Here is a 16,980-nt window from a genome sequence, read left to right as displayed (position 1 = left end):
AATGCACCATCCACGGATCTCTGTGTCTGAATCACGACGTGCCTGCCGCATTTCCAACATGCGCTTTGTTGCTATTCTAGTATCAATATCGATCATTACCGCTGACTGTTTAAGTAGGGCTGCAACGTCACCGTTTCCGCTATGGCATGTGAGTTGCTACTCCCCTCATGAGGCGTTCTCAGGATTGGTCTTGGAAGGCCGATGATGCCTGCACGGGGAGATGAAAATGAACGCGGTCGTTGGGCACGGCAGATATGTCGAAGGTTCATTGGACAAGATGATGCGGCCCACCGCCGAGCACAGGGGCTGCGGCACGTCGGTCAACACAGGCCAGGCGAGCTGCCGCTCACGGGCGGCCCACGGCGAACTGCCGGCCGAGATTTGGGAAAAGGTGAAGAAGCATCCCTGCTACAGCGAAGGGGCACATCATCACTACGCCCGTATGCATGTCGCGGTGGCTCCGGCCTGCAACATCCAGTGCAACTACTGCAACCGCAAATATGATTGCGCCAATGAATCGCGTCCGGGCGTGGTGAGCGAGAAGCTCACCCCCGAGCAGGCGGTGAAAAAAGTGCTCGCGGTCGCGACCATCATTCCGCAGACGACTGTGCTTGGCATCGCTGGTCCCGGCGATCCGTTGGCCAATCCAGAAAAAACATTCAAGACGTTCGACCTGGTCGCCAAGGCGGCTCCCGACATCAAGCTGTGTCTGTCGACCAACGGATTGGCCCTGCCGGACTATGTTGACACCATCGCCAAGTCCAAGATCGAGCACGTCACCATCACCATTAACACGATCGATCCTGAAATCGGCGCAAAGATCTATCCGTGGATCTTCTTCAGCCACAGGCGCTACGTTGGCATCGACGCGGCAAGGATACTCACCGATCGTCAGCTACAGGGTCTCGAGATGCTTAGCGAGCGGGGTATCCTATGCAAGGTCAACTCGGTAATGATCCCGCATATCAATGACCATCACCTTGTCGAGGTCAACAAGGCGGTGAAGTCGCGCGGAGCCTTCCTTCACAATATCATGCCGCTGATCTCGGCGCCCGAGTACGGCACAGTATTCGGCCTCAACGGTCAACGAGGTCCGACGGCTCAGGCACTGAAGGCACTGCAGGATGCTTGTGAGGGAGGGGTAAACATGATGCGGCATTGCCGTCAGTGCCGCGCCGATGCGGTGGGTCTGGTCGGAGCGGATCGCGGAAGCGAGTTCAACATCGACCGAGTCATGAAAATGGATGTCAAATATGACCCCGAGATGCGCAAAGCTTATCAAGAAAAGGTAGAGGCTGAGCGTGCCGCCAAAGTCGCGGCCAGCCGAGAGGGCCTCGCGGAGTTCGCCGGCGAGATGAGCGAAATCACCGTTCTGGTTGCGGTTGCAACCAAAGGCTCGGGGCTGATCAACGAGCACTTTGGACATGCAAAAGAGTTTCAGGTGTACGAAATTTCCACATCCGGCGCCAAATTCGTCGGCCACCGGCGCGTGGATGTCTACTGCCAGGGCGGCTATGGCGAGGGGGATAGGCTTTCGACCATCATCCGAAGCGTAAATGACTGCCATGCGGTGTTCGTGGCCAAGATCGGCGGTTGCCCGAAGAGCAATCTGATCAGGGCCGGAATCGAACCGGTCGATCGATACGCGCATGAGTTCATAGAGAAGTCGGCGATCGCTTGGTTCAGGTCCTATCTCGAGAAGGTAAAACGCGGAGAAATCCAGCATGCCCAGCGAGGTGACGCCGACATTCGGTATGGGTCCCTGATCTCTGCGGGGTAAAGGGGGCGTATGTGCCATTCAAGATCATTGCCTCGCAGTGTACGAGCTGCTCAGCCTGCGAACCGTTGTGCCCGAATGTTGCGATCTCGGAGAGCGCGGGGCGCTTCGTCATTGAACCGGCGAAATGCACCGAATGCATCGGTCATTTCGATGAGCCGCAATGTGTCGCGGCTTGTCCCGTCGACGGCACCTGCGTCATTGACACCTCCTTGCCGCGTTACCAGGCGCCATCCTAAAGAATTAGCCCATGATCAAAATGCCAAGAGCTGCTGCTGAAAGCGTCCAAAGCGTCGTACTGCGCGTTAGCGGCGCCGTAGGCGCCGAGGTTCGGGCCTTTCTCAGAAACGGCGGCTGCTCTGAATTGGCCGCTGCCCGCGAGCAGAAAGAACGCTGTGGACAATTCGTCCCGTGCAGCGCTCCAACGACGATTCTCGACGCCGGCAGCCGCCTTCCAGGCGGTGCTGTCATCGTCGATGTGACTGCTGCTGCTGCGCACGCCAGTCCATCATTGGTTGGACCAGGCGCTTCGCGGCGGAGCGTGACGGCGCACACCCAAGAGCACAGCTGCCGATGAACTTAACAGCCAACCCGCCGTCCGGCAGCCAGAGAGCGCTGATCTTGTCCACGCCGACCGGCGATGATCTCCCCGGCGCGACCGAGGCTCGGCTGCGGCAGGCACGGCTGTTCGATCATCTTGACGAGGTTGCAAACCAACATGTAGTCGAAGCGCGTGCGCTCACCTCGGACCGCGCCGCCGCATTGATGATCGAGGTGCGCCGCATCGCGCCGCAGCTGCTCGGTCAGCTGATGAGTGATACGGACGTCGAGTTCTGCGACATGGCGGCGCGCGATGTTCCCTATCAGTGGTTGCCAGCCGTAGTGAACGGCCCAGATGCCTCAGTGGAGTTCGAGATCGCGCGATCGCCCTTGCCAGAGGCGCCAACTGCTCTACGGCACGGCCCTCGGCAGGTTTACCTAGAAGCGGCGAGCTGCATCTCAGATATTGATTTGACAAATCGCGCCGGAGGTGAGGGCGAAGTGATGCGGGACCTCGCCTGCGATGGCTCGGGCATGCCTGCATGTCCGCTTGGGAGAGACGCATGAGCAACATCGTTCGCGACAGCGACGTCGTCGAGCTCAGCGGGCCGCCTGTCTTCAGCTTTGGCGAAAAGGTACGAGCCAATCGCACCATCCGCAATGATGGCACCTATCCCGGCAAGCAGGTTGGCGACATTCTGGTCACGAAGGGAGAGGTGGGTTACGTCGTCTCGATCGGCACGTTCCTGCAGCAATTCTTCATTTACGGGGTCGAGTTTCTGGAAACGGGCTACCGAGTTGGCATGAAGCGCAAAGAGCTCGAGTCGGTGGACACGTGCGAGGAGACCGATGATCTGCCATTGCCGGAAGAGGCTGTGTCATGAGTGAGTTCCGCTTTTCGAAGTGTCGCTGGGGCCAGCGCGTTAAAGCCGTCGTCGACCTCATCAACGACGGCTTTTTCCCAATACGGAGCCCGAGGAGTGCTTGCTCAGCGCCGGAGCGACTGGCGAGATCATCAGGGTGGCCATCCATAACCAAGCGAACGTGCCGATATATACTGTCGATTTCGGTGAACGCCTGCTCATCGGCTGTCTAGAAGAAGAGATCACAGTGCTTTGAAGGGAGGAGTTCGCGATGAATGCCGCGCTGATGAGGAAGGTAAAGACGGGGCTGATTCCTCACCCTAACGAACTCGATCGCAAGCGGATCGAGCGCGGCTTGAGTTCGCGCAAGCGTTTTCTGTATGTTTCACCGAACGTGACGCCGGTGAGGGGTGGCTATCTCATCGAGAGCGCCTGTTGCTCGCGCAATATCGATAAGGATGGCGGTCTGATTGATGTTGCCTTGATTCTTTATGATGCCGTGGGTGGGATCTGGAAGCTGTTTTGCAAGAACCACGCAAAGGGAATCTGGGAATTCTACAGCCTTTACCACCGTCTGACTTCAGCAATCGACGAATTGAACACCGATCCGGAACGTCTGTTCTGGCAATGACGAACGAACTTGACGAGCCATAAGGAGCCACGATGGCGCTCAGTGCGGAGGAATTGATCGAAATCGAGCAGCTGCTTGCGGACGATGGCGCCGATACGGGCTCCTTTGTCGATCTGCCGCGCCGCTTCCCGCAGCTTGCCTGGGTACGTTGCGATGCGTCGGATGTAGCGGACCAGCCGTTCCGGCAGTTTCCTCATTTCGACCTGCATTTGCTAGATGGCTCGGATCACTGCGTGCGGATTACGGCCGATCCGACACGGGCGACCGGCATTGTACTGGCGAAAAGGAATTGAGGGCGGTGAGCAGCATTAAACTCGCAGCGCACCCCCTTGATTGCGCGGATAGTGTTGAGGCAAATCCATCCTTTATTCCACTGTCCGATCCCGATATCACCTTAGCCGAGCTCTCTGCCGTGGAAACATTGCTATGTTCACCGCAAATCCCCAATGGGCGGACGACTGAGGCGTTCGAGCACGCTTTCGTAGCGTATCTTGGCCGCAAATATGCCGTTGCCGTATCAAGCGACACCATCGGGCTCCTGCTTGCGCTCAAGGCGCTCGGGATCGAATCAGGGCAGGAAGTCATCGCCTCGCCCTATTCCTTTCGCGAGACGGTCCATGCCATCAGTCTCGCAGGCGTAGGGGTGGTATTTTCCGACATCGACCATTGGTCGGCAACATTGGTCCCAGCAAAAGGCCGAGGAACGCATCACGGCAAACACGCGGGCGATTGTCGCCAGCAATTCCAACGGTCATCGGGCGCCGTGGTCGGAATTGCGTGCGATTGCCCAACGCGATCAGCTACCGCTTTTGGAGGATTCCACCGAGGCGATCGGATCGAGCTATAAGGGCGAGCTCGTCGGCAGGTTTGGCGACCTGGCGGTATTCGACTTTGGTCAGCCCCTGGCCATAAGTTGCGGCGAAGGCGCCATGGTCGTGACCGATGATATCGATATCGCGGTTAGCTTGCGTCGGTATTGCGCCCATCGACTGGACGAACGCTCCTCCGTTGTCGTCAGTGCCACCGCACCTTACCAGACTCGTATGAGCGATCTCACCGCGGCTTTGGGGTGGGCACAGCTCAAGCGTCTCAACGAAAGCCTGGAGCGTCGCCGGTTGGTCGAGCAGCTCTACAACGCGCATATGCAATCATTTGAAGGCATCAAACCGCCTTACGTTGGCCCCCATGTGACCGAGGTGAACTGGATGCTCTATCTCGTCCATCTAGGGATGCGCTTCACGCGATCCGGCCGTGACGCCATTGTCGATGATCTGCGTGCCGCCAAGACTGAATCCGCCGCCTGTAGCCATCCATTGCATTTGCAACGTCACTATTTTGATCTCGGCTATCGGCGGGGCGATTTCCCGGTTGCGGAAAAGATCGCCGATCGCGCCCTGGCGCTGCCGTTTCACACCCATCTCACGAACGACAAGGTCGAATTTTTCGCCGAAACCACGAAAGAGGCGTCGATCAATGTGGGCGCGGGTGCAGCGATCTACTAAGATGCTGGTCATCCACGACTGAAGGAACAATAGGTTGAGTTGCGATGAGCCGCTGCCATTGCGCTAGATCAGCAACGCGATGGCGGGCCGTCTGTGGCGGCATTTGCGCGCAGATCGCCACCCCGACGAATATGGAGGAAGGCCGGATTCCACATCTTCGTCCGAAATCCCGGAAGAGAAATGCTCTCCGACAGCGATCGTGCAAAACACTGGCAAAGTAGCGAAGGCGCCGTCTCCGACCAGAGGGTCCAGGCCCGCGCCAGGGCCTCGGAACCGAGCACGTCATAAATCCAGATCCTCAGTTTCGGTTCGGGTCTTTAGGTTGACCAGTAAGGAATTGCTGTGAACTGTAAGCGTAGCTCTGCGGCCCTTTTGAATGGCGCTTGACGCCTATTTTGTTCGCGTGGCGCGTCGCCGCGGCTTCCTTGTGTCGGACAACGCGTTGACGGCGGCTTCGAGTGCCTTCCGGTCGACGACGTTGGGATCGAACCGCTCCGGGCCCCAGAGGCGCATGTGTCCGTGCTCGGGATGGGCGGGGTCGCTGATGGCGGCGAGGTATTCGGCATAGCCTGGCGCACCGCCGACGTCTTCCGGAGGACAACGACCGGCGGCCTCGAGCAGGAAGGGAAGCCCCTCCGTCGTGGTGTTCTCGAACCATTTTTCGAGCTTGATCACATGGTCCCAGCTGTCGCCGAAGTCATAGAGATAGTGGATCGTCTTGGCGCCGGTCTCGCGAACGATATCGCACAGCCGCGCTTTGCGGGCATCCATGGGCTGGTGACCGTAATCATTGTCGGGGTCGGGAATCCCCCAATGTGCCTCACCAGCAAAGAACTCGAAGAGGTGACTGTTCGTCCAGCCGAATGCCTCCTGAAGCGTCAGATGCAGCCGATCAAGGCGCAGGGTGACGGGTACGACAAGGCGACGCATCACCTCCGGCTTCACATCCTTGAGGGTCACCTTGATCCGGACCGCGGTCGTGTTCAGGCTCATGCCGCCAGCCTCGGATCGCGTGTATGCATCGTATAGGTCGACGCCCAGGGAAGCAGTTCGTCCAGTCGCGCTGCAGGCCAACCATTGACGAGCTTGGCGAGAACGTCAGCGAGCCAGTGCTCGGCACTGACGCCATTGAGCTTACAGGTCTCAATGAGCGAAGCCAGCAATGCCCAATTCCCGGCGCCTTCGTCGCAACCGGCAAAAAGAGAGTTCTTGGCGTTGAGCTTGATCGGTCGCATCGCACGCTCGACAGCATTCGTGTCCATTTCGATGCGCCCATCATCAAGATAGAGCGTCAGGCCGTCCCAATGACGTAGTGCATAGCGCAAAGCCTTCGCCGTGTCGCTCTTCTGCGCAAGGTGATCGAGCTTGGCCTCAAACCACTGCTTCAAGGCTGCAACCAGAGGCCGGGTATGCGCTTGTCGGCCAGCACGGCGCTCGTCCGCAGATCGGCCGCGGAGGGCCTTCTCGACCGCGTAAAGCTGGGCGATGCGCTCAAGAGCCTCGCGGGCAACCGGAGCTGGCGCAGGCGCAGCCTCCCGCTCGATCTTCACAAACTGGCGCCGCAGATGCGACCAGCAGAAGGCGAGCGTCCCGGACAGGGCGTCCGCACGCGTCTCTCGGGTCATGGTCTTGTAAGCCTGATAGCCGTCGCAGTGGATGATGCCGCGATAGCCCTCCAGCAGCCGCAAGCCATGAACGGCGCCGCGGCCCGGTGCATAGGCATAGACTACCCCAGGCGGATCAGGTCCGGCCCAAGGCCTGTCATCGCGTGACAGCGCCCAGAAGTAGCCGGTTTTTGTTCTGCCGCGCCCCGGATCCAGCACCGGCGCCGGGGTCTCATCGACACAGAGCTTCGAGGAGGCGAGCAGAAGCTGGCGCAGACGATGCCACACGGGCTTCAATTCCTGGGCGGCATAGCCGACCCAGAAGGCGAGCGTGGAACGATCCAGCGCTATTCCGTGCGTCGCCAGCATCTGCGCCTGGCGGTAAAGCGGCAAATGCCAGTGATACTTGGCATCGATCACATGCGCGACCAGCCGCTCGGTGGGCAATCCTCCCCTGATCAATCGCTCGGGAGCCGCGTGCTGCAGGACGACGCCATGACAGGCGCGGCAGGCCAGCTTGGGACGGCGGGTGATGATGACGCGATACTGCGCCGGAACGACGTCGAGCCTCTGGCTCTCATCCTGACCAATCTCGAAGAGGTTGCCCTTACAAGACGGGCAGCAGCTCTCGGCCGGCATCATAGTCTCGATGACGCGCGGCAAATGCTCCGGCAGCTGACCACGGTTGGCTCTGCGCGCGGCAGCTCTCTTCTCGCCTGTTTTGGGATTGGCACGATTCTCGGCGGCTTCGAGAGCCGCAACGGCCTGATCGATATCCTCCAGAACAAGCTGCAGCTGATCAGCGTCCAGCTTTTCCGAGGACCGACCGAACTGCGCATCTTTCGCAAGCTTGAGCAATGCATATTTCAGTGATCGTGAGCAGCGATTTCGCGCGATCATGAGCGCCGAATTCAGACGATCGTGAGCAGCCTCGCTCCGGCCGAGGCGGTGATAGGGTCAGCGTTCTGGCTGCTCGTCAAGGGTGATGGTTTTGGCGTTGCGTTTTCGCATGCTTTCGCCAGCAAGCTGGAGGCGGTGAGCGTTGTGGACGAGGCGATCCAGAATCGCGTCGCCTAGCGTGGGATCTCCGATAACTTCGTGCCATGTGTCCACAGGGAGTTGGCTGGTTACGATGGTGGAGGAGCGGCCATGGCGATCGTCAAGGATTTCCAGTAGATCGCGCCGCTCGGCAGCGGTGAGCACCGACAATCCCCAATCATCCAAAATCAGAACCTGGGCGCGGCCAAGGGTTTTGAGCAAGCGGGCATAACGTCCATCGCCCCGCGCGAGCCCCAACGCTTCGAACAATCTTGGGACGCGGTGATAGAGGACCGAGCGATTATCTCGGCAGGCCTTGTGGCCGAGGGCACAGGCTAACCAACTTTTGCCCAATCCGGTCGCCCCGGTTATGAGCAAATTCTCGTGGCGATCGATCCAGTCGCCGCTGGCGAGCTTGGCGAAGACGGCCCGGTCGATACCCCGCGGCGTGCGCAAATCGACGTCCTCCACGCAGGCATTCTGGCGGAGCGAGGCCAGCTTGAGGCGCGTGGTGAGCCGCCTGGTGTCGCGTTCCGCCGCTTCCCGGTCGACCAGCAGGCCGATGCGATCTTCGAACGGCAAGGCTTCGAGATCAGGCGATCGTCGCTGCTCCTCGAAGGCCTTGGCCATGCCGCTCAAGCCGAGCTCGATCAGGCGTTCGTGGGTGGGATGGTTGAGCATACAGGTCTCCTTGGCTTCAGTGAAAATAATCGCGGCCGCGGATGTTGCCGTGGCGCAGGGGTTGGTGTTCGGAGGGCTCGTCGAGAAAGGTACGATCCAGACCGTTCTGGAGGATGGAGCGGATCGAGGCGACGGATCGCGCCTTGATCAGAATGCCGCGCCGGCAGGCCGCTTCGACGCGCTCCGCGCTGTAGCTTTTGACCAGTGACAGAATGCCGAGGCAGGTGCGAAAGCCTTGCTCGGGATGCGGCCGGGCCGCGATCACGGCCTGGAAGAAGGCGGCGGTCGACGGACCGATCCGCTCGCCGGCGACGATCACTCCGGCGGGCGTCCATTGACCGTAGCGCCGATGGGCGCTGGGCATATGGTCGGCGATGGTGGTGTGGCCCCGCCGGTTGGGCGCGCGGGCGTGGCTGGCGATCCTGCGGCCGTTGTGGAAGATCTCGACCGTTCTGTCATCGATGCGTGCGTCGACAAGCTCACGGATGAGCCGATACGGCGCGGAATACCAGTGTCCATCGATCTCGATATGATAGTCGGGGCCGATCCGGCATCGCTTCCAGCGTGCGAAAGCGTAAGCCTGGTCCGGCAGCTTTGTAAGCTTGGGCTTGTCGAGCTCGGCGAACAGTTCGGCGCGACTGGCGCCAAAGTCGCGCATCTGCCTTGCATTGAGTTCGACGACGAGTGTTTTGATGGCTGCGTTCAGCTCCGCCAACGAAAAGAAGCGTTGGTTGCGCAGCCGCGCCAGAATCCATCGCTGGGCGACTTGCACCGCAACTTCGACCTTTGCCTTATCTTTTGGGCGCCGCGGCCGGGCTGCGAGAATGGCCGTGCCGTAATGGCTCGCCATCTCGGCATAGGTTCGGTTGAGGCCGGGATCGTGGCGGTCGGGATTGGTGACGGCGGCCTTGAGATTGTCGCAGACTACGAATGTCGGCACGCCGCCGAGGAAGGCGAAAAGATTGATGTGGACCCGGATCCAGTCGGCGAGCCCCTCGCTTGGACAGGCCTCGGCATAGGTATAGTTGGAGGCGCCCATCGCCGCGACGAACAGCTTCATCGACTGCACTTCCCCGTTTGAGGGATCGATGACGTCGATGGTGTCGCCGGCGAAATCCACGAAAACCTTCTCGCCGCCCAGATGCGTCTGCCGCATCGAAGGCCGGGCTCGCCCCTTCCAGGCCTCGTACGTCGTGCAGAACCAGGTGTAGCCGAAGCCATCGGGATGGGTGGCGCGATACTCGTCCCACAGCAGCCGACGGGTCACGTTGCGTCGGCGCAGCTCCTTGTCGACATAGCCCCAGTCGGGAACGGCCCGCTGGGGGCTCTGCGACGCAGGCCTCGGCGCCGGGAAAAGCAGCAGCTCCAGGTCCTCGTCGCTCATTCCGGCCGGCAACGGCCACTTCAGCCCGGCAGCCCCGGCTCGGCGTAGATAGCTGTGCACGGCGCCGTTGCTGATGCCCAAGGTGCGCGCGATGGCTCGCTCCGGCAAGCCTTGAACATGTTTTAAGCGGAGAACCTCTTTGATCCGGCGCATCGACAATCTCTGGGTGGGCATCGGCCTTCCTCGTTCACTGACGAGGCAGTTCCTAAGCCGGTTGAGTTGTCGGCCGAAGCGGGCTGAGTTGCTGAAAAGCTGCTCACGATCCCGCGAAATCCGTGCTCACGATCGTCTGAAATCTCTGCTCACGATCCCCTGAAATCCGTGCTCACGATCCCGCGAAACATGCAAGCAACCGCTCGAGCCGGGCGCAGCGATCCAGCAGAGCCGCGGCAAAGGCACGCAACTCGGCTGGATCGCTCGGTAGCTCATCAGGCAAATCACTCATTGGCCCGAGCTTGCCATGCTTCGCGTCACGATGCAGCGATGATTTGCATTTTTACGCAAGCGCTTTCGGCTGCGGGATCCGAGGCGCGTGCATGCGCGTCCAATCCATGCCGGCCAGCAGTGCTGACAGCTGGGCCCCATTCATCCGCATCACACCGGCCACGATGGGTGGCCATTTGAAGCCGCTGCCATCGAGCCGCTTCCAGTACATCACAAGGCCGCTGCCATCCCAGACGACGATCTTCACCCGATCGGCGCGCTTCGCACGGAACACCACCGCCACGCCCTTCATCGGGTCATGGCCCAGCGTATCCTTCGCCAGCAGCGCCAAGCCCTCTGCACCCTTCCTGAAGTCCACAGGTTGCGTCGCCACGTAGATCATGAGGCTCGCCGGCATCGTCAGCATGAACGTGTCCGTCGCAGCGCAATGAACACATCGCTCAACGCAGCAAGGCCAGGCGCCCCGCGCACCTCCACGCGCGCGCCCTGGAACTCAACCGTAACAATGGCTGCTTCCGGCGAACCGGAGGGCTCTGCGGCCGCAGGCAACGCTAATTCCGACACCACCGGCACGAACGACAGCGTGTCCGCCGACGCCGGCAATACCAACTGGCCCAAACGCGCCCGGCGCCGCCAATCATGCACCTGCTGGGGCCGGCAGCCATGGCGACGAGCGACGTCTGTTACAACCGCCCCCGGTTCGAGGCTTTCCGCCGCAATCTGCGCCTTCAAATCATCCGGCCAGCGCTTTCGACCTGCGCCAGCGAACACTTCAATACGCGGTGACAACGGTCGTCTTATGTCGTCAGAATGGTCGTCCATTGTGAGCACCCTTCCAGAAGATGACTCTTCTAACGGTGCTCTCAAGACTCCGCACAAACAATCAGACGGGCCTCGGCGCTACGCTTACGAACCAGCTCGTGCTTCAGATTGATGATCTGGTCCAGCCGCGCCCGGAACAGGTCGTTCGATCCCGTCGTCTTGTGCTTCTTCGGTCGCATCGTCCCCTCCGATGCAACACAGAATCATGGTCCGCTGCGAAAGGGAATCTGGAGGGTTCTGTGAGGTCGCGCTCACGCGAGGGCGCGGCAGGCGCTTATGACGCGACCTCATTGAAGCCGGATTGAACGAAGGCGCGGGAGGCTATTCGCGGTTTTGCAGCTATGGGGATTGTTCGAGATCGCCATGCCCGATCTGCTGGCTCGGCGCGTGAGGCAGAGACACAGGAGTGCGCATCCTGGAAGAGTTGAGATCAGACGCGCTTCGCCTGAGATCGCGATAGGCCTTTTGCTGCATCGGACGGTTGTTGTCGCGCAGTGTGACAGCACGGATTCGACATCGTCCGCGATGATCGAGACGCTGGGAGCGAAATGACGAATGATGATCGTCGTGCACGACATGACTTGGCTCACGATGTGTCGCATCGGAACGGTGATGTTCGAGGGCTGGGGCGTCTGAAGCTATGTCGAAAGCGCTCAATGATGCGCATGACGCCACCACAATCGGGACAGGCAGGAACCTCGGCCCAGGTTTGAGCCTCCGAATCCACAGGCGACGGCTGGCCATCGTTTGGGGCTGTTCGCTCATGATCGAGAAGTTCGCGGCAAAGGGCGAGCTTGGCAGCGCGATGGCGGTTGGCCATGAAGCCGAAGTGGCGGATGCGGTGGAAGCCGTCAGGCGGCGTATGAAGCAGGAAACGGCGAATGAACTCATCGGGCTTGAGATTCATGATCTTTGTCGCGCTGTTTTGGCGATAGTCCTTCCATGAGAAGGCGACATGATCGTCGTCGAGTGCGACGAGCCGGCTGTTGGCGATCGCGACGCGATGGGTGTAGCGGCCGAGATAGGCCAGGACCTGTGCGGGTCCGCCGAAGGGCCGCTTGGCGTAAGCAACCCAGTTGATGCGTCGCATGGCGTCGAGGTGGGCCGCAAAGGCAGCCGGCTCGGCCAGAGCTCCGAGATCGCCGAAGAAACGCAAGGCACCGGAGTTGAAGGCTGCCGACAGACGTTTGAGAAAAAGTGTGCGAAATAGTCTGGACAACGGTTTGACGGCCAGGAAGAAGTTCGGTCGGCAAGCGGTCCAGCGCGCGCCATCGGGCGAGAGGCCGCCACCCGGAACGACGCAATGGACGTGGGGATGATGCATCAGCGTCTGTCCCCAGGTGTGGAGGACGGCGACGCCGCCGATCGCACCGCCGAGCCGGCGTGGATTGGCGGCGAGCGTCGTCATCGCCTCGGCGGCAGCCTTGAACAGGATGGCATAGACGACGGCCTTGTTCTGGAAAGCGATCGCGGCGATCGGTGCGGGAAGTGTAAAGACGACGTGGAAATAGGGAACCGGAAGCAGGTCGGCTTGACGCGCGGCGAGCCACGCGGCTCGGGCTCTCCCCTGACACTTCGGACAGTGCCGATTGCGGCAGGAATTATAGGCAACGCGTGTCGTGCCGCAGTCGTCGCAAGCCTGCATGTGGCCGCCGAGCGCCTCGGTCCGGCACGCAACGATCGCGCTCATCACGCGCCGCTCGACCCGCCCCAGATGACCGGCATGTACACGGCGATAGGCGTCGCCATGCCGGCGCAGAATATCGGCAATCTCGATGGCGGGCCTGTTGGAGCGGATGTCGGAGCGGGTCATGACCCGCATCCCGCTGCGGGTCATCCAGGTGGCGTCACCTCCAGCGACAGGCGATCGAGCGGGCTCTGCGTCGCTCGGATCGTATCGGTGGCGACCTGCGTGTAGCGCGCTGTCGACGACAAATTATTGTGCCCGAGCAAGACCTGGATGATCCGGATATCGGTTCCGTTCTCGAGAAGATGTGTCGCGAAGCTGTGGCGCAGCGTGTGCAGCGTGACGCGCTTGGTCAGGCCCGCAGCCTTCACCGCCGACCGGCAGGCGGCATGCAGCACGGTCTGATCGATCGGATGATCTTCGTCACGACCAGGGAACAGATAAAGCCGCGGCCGGGCGAGCCGCCAGTAGGTGCGCAGGATGCCCAGCAGCTGGGGCGACAGCATCACGTTGCGATCCTTCGCGCCCTTGCCGTGGCGCACCTGGATGACGCCGCGGGCGCTGTCGATGTCTTCGATCCGCAGTCCCGCAACCTCCGAGGCCCTGAGCCCGGCCGCATAGGCGGTGGTGAGCGCGGCGCGGCTCTTCAGGCTCGATACCGCTTCAAGAAACTGAACCACTTCGTCGGCGCTGAGAACGACCGGCAGCTTGCGCGGTTCTCGCGCATAGGGAATGCGCTCTGGGATGAGCGCCTCGCCGAGCGTGACGCCGTAGAAAAACCGTAGCGCACAGACGATCTGGTTCAGCGCCGGCCATGAGATGCCGGTCGAGACCAAATGCACCTGGAAGGCGCGGACGTCTTCCAGCTCTAACCGGTCAGGCGATCGGCCAAAATAGCGGCTGAACTTCGAAACCGCGCTGATGTAGGATCTTTGCGTCGCCGGCGACAGATTGCGGACGGTCATGTCTTCGATCATGCGGCGGCGAAGAGGGCTCAAATCGGCCATCTCGATACTCCTGTCTGAGGGGGTGGGCTCCAAACACCCACATCCTCTCAGCCAGGAGGCGATCTATGCCACCTTGCCCCCTACGCCGCGGCAGCGGCTTCGTTCAATCCACAATCGAATTTGCAGGCTTTGGCGGTCTTTACCTCCCAATCCCTGCAATCTCAAACCGTCTCAAATCCGAAAAACAGACTCTCGCTCAATCGCTTAGAGCCTTGTTCACGGACGACTATCTCTTGATGTCTCGGCGAGAGTGTTGACGTTTGAGTCGTCAATCGACGTTTTCAGATCGATAAGCATACTCTTAACCCATTCCATCGACGTTTCGACCTACCATTACGAATATCGTTGCTGGCAGCCCTCGAAGATCGGATCAATATCCATCGTGTTCACGTTCGCTACGGATATCGCCGCGTGCATTGCTGCTGCGGCGCGAAGGATGGCGGCATGATCAGAACGAGACACATCGCATTTATCGCGAATTGGGCCTGCAAATTGCGCAACAAATCACCCAAGTGCTGGTCAAGGCCAAGCGGCGCGATGATCGCGGGCCAGCGACGCGATCGAATGAGACCTGGGCGATGGGCTTTGTTCATGATCAGCTGGCGACCGGCGGCTAGCTCCGGGTACTCACGATCAATGACACGTTCTCCCGCTTCTCGCCGAGGGATACTGCAAACCGCAGGAGTGCGCGAAGGGGATATTGTTCAACTACCAATTTTGGGAGTGGCGGCGGATCGTGATTAGGCATGAACTGTTAGCGGTAGGCCTCAAAAGACGTTGGAGGGCAATATGCGCGCCATCAGCACCGCAACGTCAATCATCTTTCTCGGAATTTCAAACGCCTTCGCTATCGAACTTCCTATAGAAGGCAAAACAGTTGACGTACCTGTTTGTGGTGGCTTCGCTAACATACCCTGTAAGGCGAACGAGTGGTGTAACTTTCCTAGCAACAACCGGTGTGGCATCGGCGATCAATTCGGTGTTTGTCGCACTCGGCCGCAGCTGTGCCCGCAATACGTAATGCCTGTATGTGGCTGTGACGGCAAGAGCTATAACAATGCATGTGAGGCAGCTCAAGCTGGCACAGATACTGTCCATGCCGGCAGATGCGGAGCAGGCGGTTGAGTGTGCTCCAACGCCCCCTCTGTTGAGGGAAGATCAACGCCAACTCTGAGCGGCGGGCATTAGCACACTCTACGCTCGGCTCGCGCATTGAGGTCGCCTGTGTAACTGCGACTACGTCTGGTCAGGCCCCCCAGGCGGTTCAGTTCATTGATCGCCGCATGCAGGAGCTTTGAGACCAATGAACAGCAGGCACCTTGAAGATGAGTATGACCGCGAGGAAGCCGAGGCGATTGCCGCAGCACTTGACCTCACACACGATGAGCTGAATGAAATCGAGTATGTAATACACGAGATCGCCAACGACGACGGACTTGTTTACGGATACGGCGTAGAGGTCAAAGAAGGAGCTCCGCAGCACGTCCTCGACAAGCTCGCGCGGCTGCCCAGGCGCGGCAACTTAGTGCTGATCCATTTGCACGGATACGCCTACGACGCAGATCAAGAGCAAATGGAAATAGAGATGGCGAGAACTACCGTTTACAAAGTGAAGCTCTACAACGTTGCTACGGATGAAGTGGTTATCTCTCGCCGCATGGCCACCAACGAGGGTGCAATCAAGATGGGAGGATGGACGGTTGAAGGCACGGGCGTTGTAGTTGACCTGGCCGATCTAGAGCCCGGAGAGGAATGGACGGCTCGCGACTTCGTTCCTGCCGGATATGAGGGCGCTCACGACTGAACGCGGCGTTGCGACATTCGCCACCTACGGGTACCCACCGCACCTCCCCGCTGCAGCACTGAGCTCAAACAGGTCTTCGCCAACTCGAACACTCATGATGTAGTCGTCCGTGAACAAGGCTCTAAGCGATTGAGCGAGAGTCTGTTTTTCGGATTTGAGACGGTTTGAGATTGCAGGGATTGGGAGGTAAAGACCGCCAAAGCCTGCAAATTCGATTGTGGATTGAACGAAGCCGCTGCCGCGGCGTAGGGGGCAAGGTGGCATAGATCGCCTCCTGGCTGAGAGGATGTGGGTGTTGGAGCCCACCCCCTCAGACAGGAGTATCGAGATGGCCGATTTGAGCCCTCTTCGCCGCCGCATGATCGAAGACATGACCGTCCGCAATCTGTCGCCGGCGACGCAAAGATCCTACATCAGCGCGGTTTCGAAGTTCAGCCGCTATTTTGGCCGATCGCCTGACCGGTTAGAGCTGGAAGACGTCCGCGCCTTCCAGGTGCATTTGGTCTCGACCGGCATCTCATGGCCGGCGCTGAACCAGATCGTCTGTGCGCTACGGTTTTTCTACGGCGTCACGCTCGGCGAGGCGCTCATCCCAGAGCGCATTCCCTATGCGCGAGAACCGCGCAAGCTGCCGGTCGTTCTCAGCGCCGACGAAGTGGTTCAGTTTCTTGAAGCGGTATCGAGCCTGAAGAGCCGCGCCGCGCTCACCACCGCCTATGCGGCCGGGCTCAGGGCCTCGGAGGTTGCGGGACTGCGGATCGAAGACATCGACAGCGCCCGCGGCGTCATCCAGGTGCGCCACGGCAAGGGCGCGAAGGATCGCAACGTGATGCTGTCGCCCCAGCTGCTGGGCATCCTGCGCACCTACTGGCGGCTCGCCCGGCCGCGGCTTTATCTGTTCCCTGGTCGTGACGAAGATCATCCGATCGATCAGACCGTGCTGCATGCCGCCTGCCGGTCGGCGGTGAAGGCTGCGGGCCTGACCAAGCGCGTCACGCTGCACACGCTGCGCCACAGCTTCGCGACACATCTTCTCGAGAACGGAACCGATATCCGGATCATCCAGGTCTTGCTCGGGCACAATAATTTGTCGTCGACAGCGCGCTACACGCAGGTCGCCACCGATACGATCCGAGCGACGCAGAGCCCGCTCGATCGCCTGTCGCTGGAGGTGACGCCACCTGGATGACCCGCAG

General features: G+C 60.2%; 19 protein-coding genes and 3 pseudogenes. 12 read left to right on the top strand and 10 right to left on the bottom strand.

Annotation, left to right across the window (positions count from 1 at the left end; translation table 11 throughout):
• Nucleotides 1–226: 226 nt before the first annotated feature.
• Complete coding sequence (nifB, locus tag HAP41_RS44075) at nucleotides 227–1,780, top strand: nitrogenase cofactor biosynthesis protein NifB (RefSeq protein ID WP_166073492.1); 1,554 nt, start codon at nucleotides 227–229, stop codon at nucleotides 1,778–1,780.
• Nucleotides 1,781–1,791: 11 nt separating this feature from the next.
• On the top strand, nucleotides 1,792–2,016 hold the full coding sequence (locus HAP41_RS44070; RefSeq protein WP_029084666.1) for a 4Fe-4S binding protein: 225 nt from the start codon (nucleotides 1,792–1,794) through the stop codon (nucleotides 2,014–2,016).
• Here the strand turns inward: HAP41_RS44070 and HAP41_RS44065 are convergent.
• Nucleotides 2,013–2,276 (bottom strand): hypothetical protein, encoded by a 264-nt coding sequence (locus HAP41_RS44065; RefSeq protein ID WP_166073501.1) that lies wholly within the window; start codon nucleotides 2,274–2,276, stop codon nucleotides 2,013–2,015. The two genes, HAP41_RS44070 and HAP41_RS44065, sit on opposite strands and share 4 nt — an antisense overlap.
• Before the next feature lie 74 nt (nucleotides 2,277–2,350).
• On the opposite strand from HAP41_RS44065, the gene HAP41_RS44060 reads away from it, so the two are divergent.
• The 6 genes and pseudogenes from HAP41_RS44060 to HAP41_RS44035 all read left to right on the top strand — a co-directional run bounded on the left by HAP41_RS44060 (nucleotide 2,351) and on the right by HAP41_RS44035 (nucleotide 5,313).
• Nucleotides 2,351–2,884: a hypothetical protein gene (locus HAP41_RS44060; protein WP_166073512.1), complete on the top strand. Its 534-nt coding sequence runs from the start codon at nucleotides 2,351–2,353 to the stop codon at nucleotides 2,882–2,884.
• On the top strand, nucleotides 2,881–3,201 hold the full coding sequence (locus tag HAP41_RS44055) for a nitrogen fixation protein NifZ (protein WP_166073524.1): 321 nt from the start codon (nucleotides 2,881–2,883) through the stop codon (nucleotides 3,199–3,201). Before HAP41_RS44060 ends, HAP41_RS44055 begins: the two co-directional genes overlap by 4 nt.
• Nucleotides 3,198–3,436, top strand: a pseudogene (locus HAP41_RS44050) (nitrogen fixation protein NifZ). The gene HAP41_RS44055 and the pseudogene HAP41_RS44050 overlap by 4 nt, the downstream one beginning before the upstream one ends.
• Before the next feature lie 15 nt (nucleotides 3,437–3,451).
• Complete coding sequence (locus HAP41_RS44045) at nucleotides 3,452–3,811, top strand: DUF3024 domain-containing protein (protein ID WP_166073539.1); 360 nt, start codon at nucleotides 3,452–3,454, stop codon at nucleotides 3,809–3,811.
• A 32-nt stretch (nucleotides 3,812–3,843) separates the two neighbouring features.
• Nucleotides 3,844–4,104, top strand: a complete 261-nt coding sequence (locus HAP41_RS44040) for a DUF6129 family protein (RefSeq protein WP_166073545.1) — start codon at nucleotides 3,844–3,846, stop codon at nucleotides 4,102–4,104.
• Between the two features lie 14 nt (nucleotides 4,105–4,118).
• Nucleotides 4,119–5,313: pseudogene (locus HAP41_RS44035) on the top strand (DegT/DnrJ/EryC1/StrS family aminotransferase).
• A gap of 390 nt (nucleotides 5,314–5,703) precedes the next feature.
• Here the strand turns inward: HAP41_RS44035 and HAP41_RS44030 are convergent.
• The 9 genes from HAP41_RS44030 to HAP41_RS43990 all read right to left on the bottom strand — a co-directional run bounded on the left by HAP41_RS44030 (nucleotide 5,704) and on the right by HAP41_RS43990 (nucleotide 13,980).
• Nucleotides 5,704–6,306, bottom strand: coding sequence for a plasmid pRiA4b ORF-3 family protein (locus HAP41_RS44030; protein WP_166055583.1), 603 nt, complete (start codon nucleotides 6,304–6,306; stop codon nucleotides 5,704–5,706).
• Nucleotides 6,303–7,817 (bottom strand): IS66 family transposase, encoded by a 1,515-nt coding sequence (gene tnpC / locus HAP41_RS44025; RefSeq protein WP_224580579.1) that lies wholly within the window; start codon nucleotides 7,815–7,817, stop codon nucleotides 6,303–6,305. The genes HAP41_RS44030 and tnpC overlap by 4 nt, the downstream gene beginning before the upstream one ends.
• 57 nt (nucleotides 7,818–7,874) lie before the next feature.
• On the bottom strand, nucleotides 7,875–8,636 hold the full coding sequence (gene istB, locus HAP41_RS44020) for an IS21-like element helper ATPase IstB (protein ID WP_166063422.1): 762 nt from the start codon (nucleotides 8,634–8,636) through the stop codon (nucleotides 7,875–7,877).
• Between the two features lie 16 nt (nucleotides 8,637–8,652).
• The gene (gene istA / locus HAP41_RS44015; RefSeq protein WP_166063394.1) at nucleotides 8,653–10,194 is read right to left on the bottom strand and encodes an IS21 family transposase; all 1,542 of its coding nucleotides are present in this window, start codon (nucleotides 10,192–10,194) and stop codon (nucleotides 8,653–8,655) included.
• A 322-nt stretch (nucleotides 10,195–10,516) separates the two neighbouring features.
• Nucleotides 10,517–10,870 carry an IS66 family insertion sequence element accessory protein TnpB gene (gene tnpB, locus HAP41_RS44010; RefSeq protein ID WP_166065968.1) on the bottom strand — a complete coding sequence of 118 codons (354 nt, stop codon included), beginning with the start codon at nucleotides 10,868–10,870 and terminating at the stop codon, nucleotides 10,517–10,519.
• The gene (tnpA, locus tag HAP41_RS44005) at nucleotides 10,864–11,286 is read right to left on the bottom strand and encodes an IS66-like element accessory protein TnpA (protein WP_166055731.1); all 423 of its coding nucleotides are present in this window, start codon (nucleotides 11,284–11,286) and stop codon (nucleotides 10,864–10,866) included. The genes tnpB and tnpA overlap by 7 nt, the downstream gene beginning before the upstream one ends.
• Before the next feature lie 41 nt (nucleotides 11,287–11,327).
• Complete coding sequence (locus HAP41_RS44000) at nucleotides 11,328–11,465, bottom strand: hypothetical protein (protein WP_166073589.1); 138 nt, start codon at nucleotides 11,463–11,465, stop codon at nucleotides 11,328–11,330.
• 407 nt (nucleotides 11,466–11,872) lie between these two features.
• Entirely contained in the window at nucleotides 11,873–13,099 is a 1,227-nt protein-coding gene (locus HAP41_RS43995; RefSeq protein WP_166061603.1) for an IS91 family transposase, read from the bottom strand.
• A gap of 20 nt (nucleotides 13,100–13,119) precedes the next feature.
• Nucleotides 13,120–13,980: a tyrosine-type recombinase/integrase gene (locus HAP41_RS43990; protein WP_029085027.1), complete on the bottom strand. Its 861-nt coding sequence runs from the start codon at nucleotides 13,978–13,980 to the stop codon at nucleotides 13,120–13,122.
• A 351-nt stretch (nucleotides 13,981–14,331) separates the two neighbouring features.
• On the opposite strand from HAP41_RS43990, the pseudogene HAP41_RS43985 reads away from it, so the two are divergent.
• The 4 genes and pseudogenes from HAP41_RS43985 to HAP41_RS43975 all read left to right on the top strand — a co-directional run.
• Nucleotides 14,332–14,594: pseudogene (locus HAP41_RS43985) on the top strand (IS3 family transposase); the annotation flags it as partial.
• Between the two features lie 175 nt (nucleotides 14,595–14,769).
• On the top strand, nucleotides 14,770–15,105 hold the full coding sequence (locus tag HAP41_RS50840; protein ID WP_166073645.1) for a Kazal-type serine protease inhibitor family protein: 336 nt from the start codon (nucleotides 14,770–14,772) through the stop codon (nucleotides 15,103–15,105).
• A 178-nt stretch (nucleotides 15,106–15,283) separates the two neighbouring features.
• The gene (locus tag HAP41_RS43980; RefSeq protein ID WP_166073670.1) at nucleotides 15,284–15,784 is read left to right on the top strand and encodes a hypothetical protein; all 501 of its coding nucleotides are present in this window, start codon (nucleotides 15,284–15,286) and stop codon (nucleotides 15,782–15,784) included.
• Between the two features lie 328 nt (nucleotides 15,785–16,112).
• The gene (locus HAP41_RS43975; protein ID WP_029085027.1) at nucleotides 16,113–16,973 is read left to right on the top strand and encodes a tyrosine-type recombinase/integrase; all 861 of its coding nucleotides are present in this window, start codon (nucleotides 16,113–16,115) and stop codon (nucleotides 16,971–16,973) included.
• The last annotated feature ends 7 nt before the right edge of the window (nucleotides 16,974–16,980 follow it).

Source organism: Bradyrhizobium barranii subsp. apii (genome assembly GCF_011516635.5).
Taxonomy (GTDB): Bacteria; Pseudomonadota; Alphaproteobacteria; order Rhizobiales; family Xanthobacteraceae; genus Bradyrhizobium; species Bradyrhizobium barranii.
This window is presented reverse-complemented; position numbering and strand designations above follow the sequence as displayed.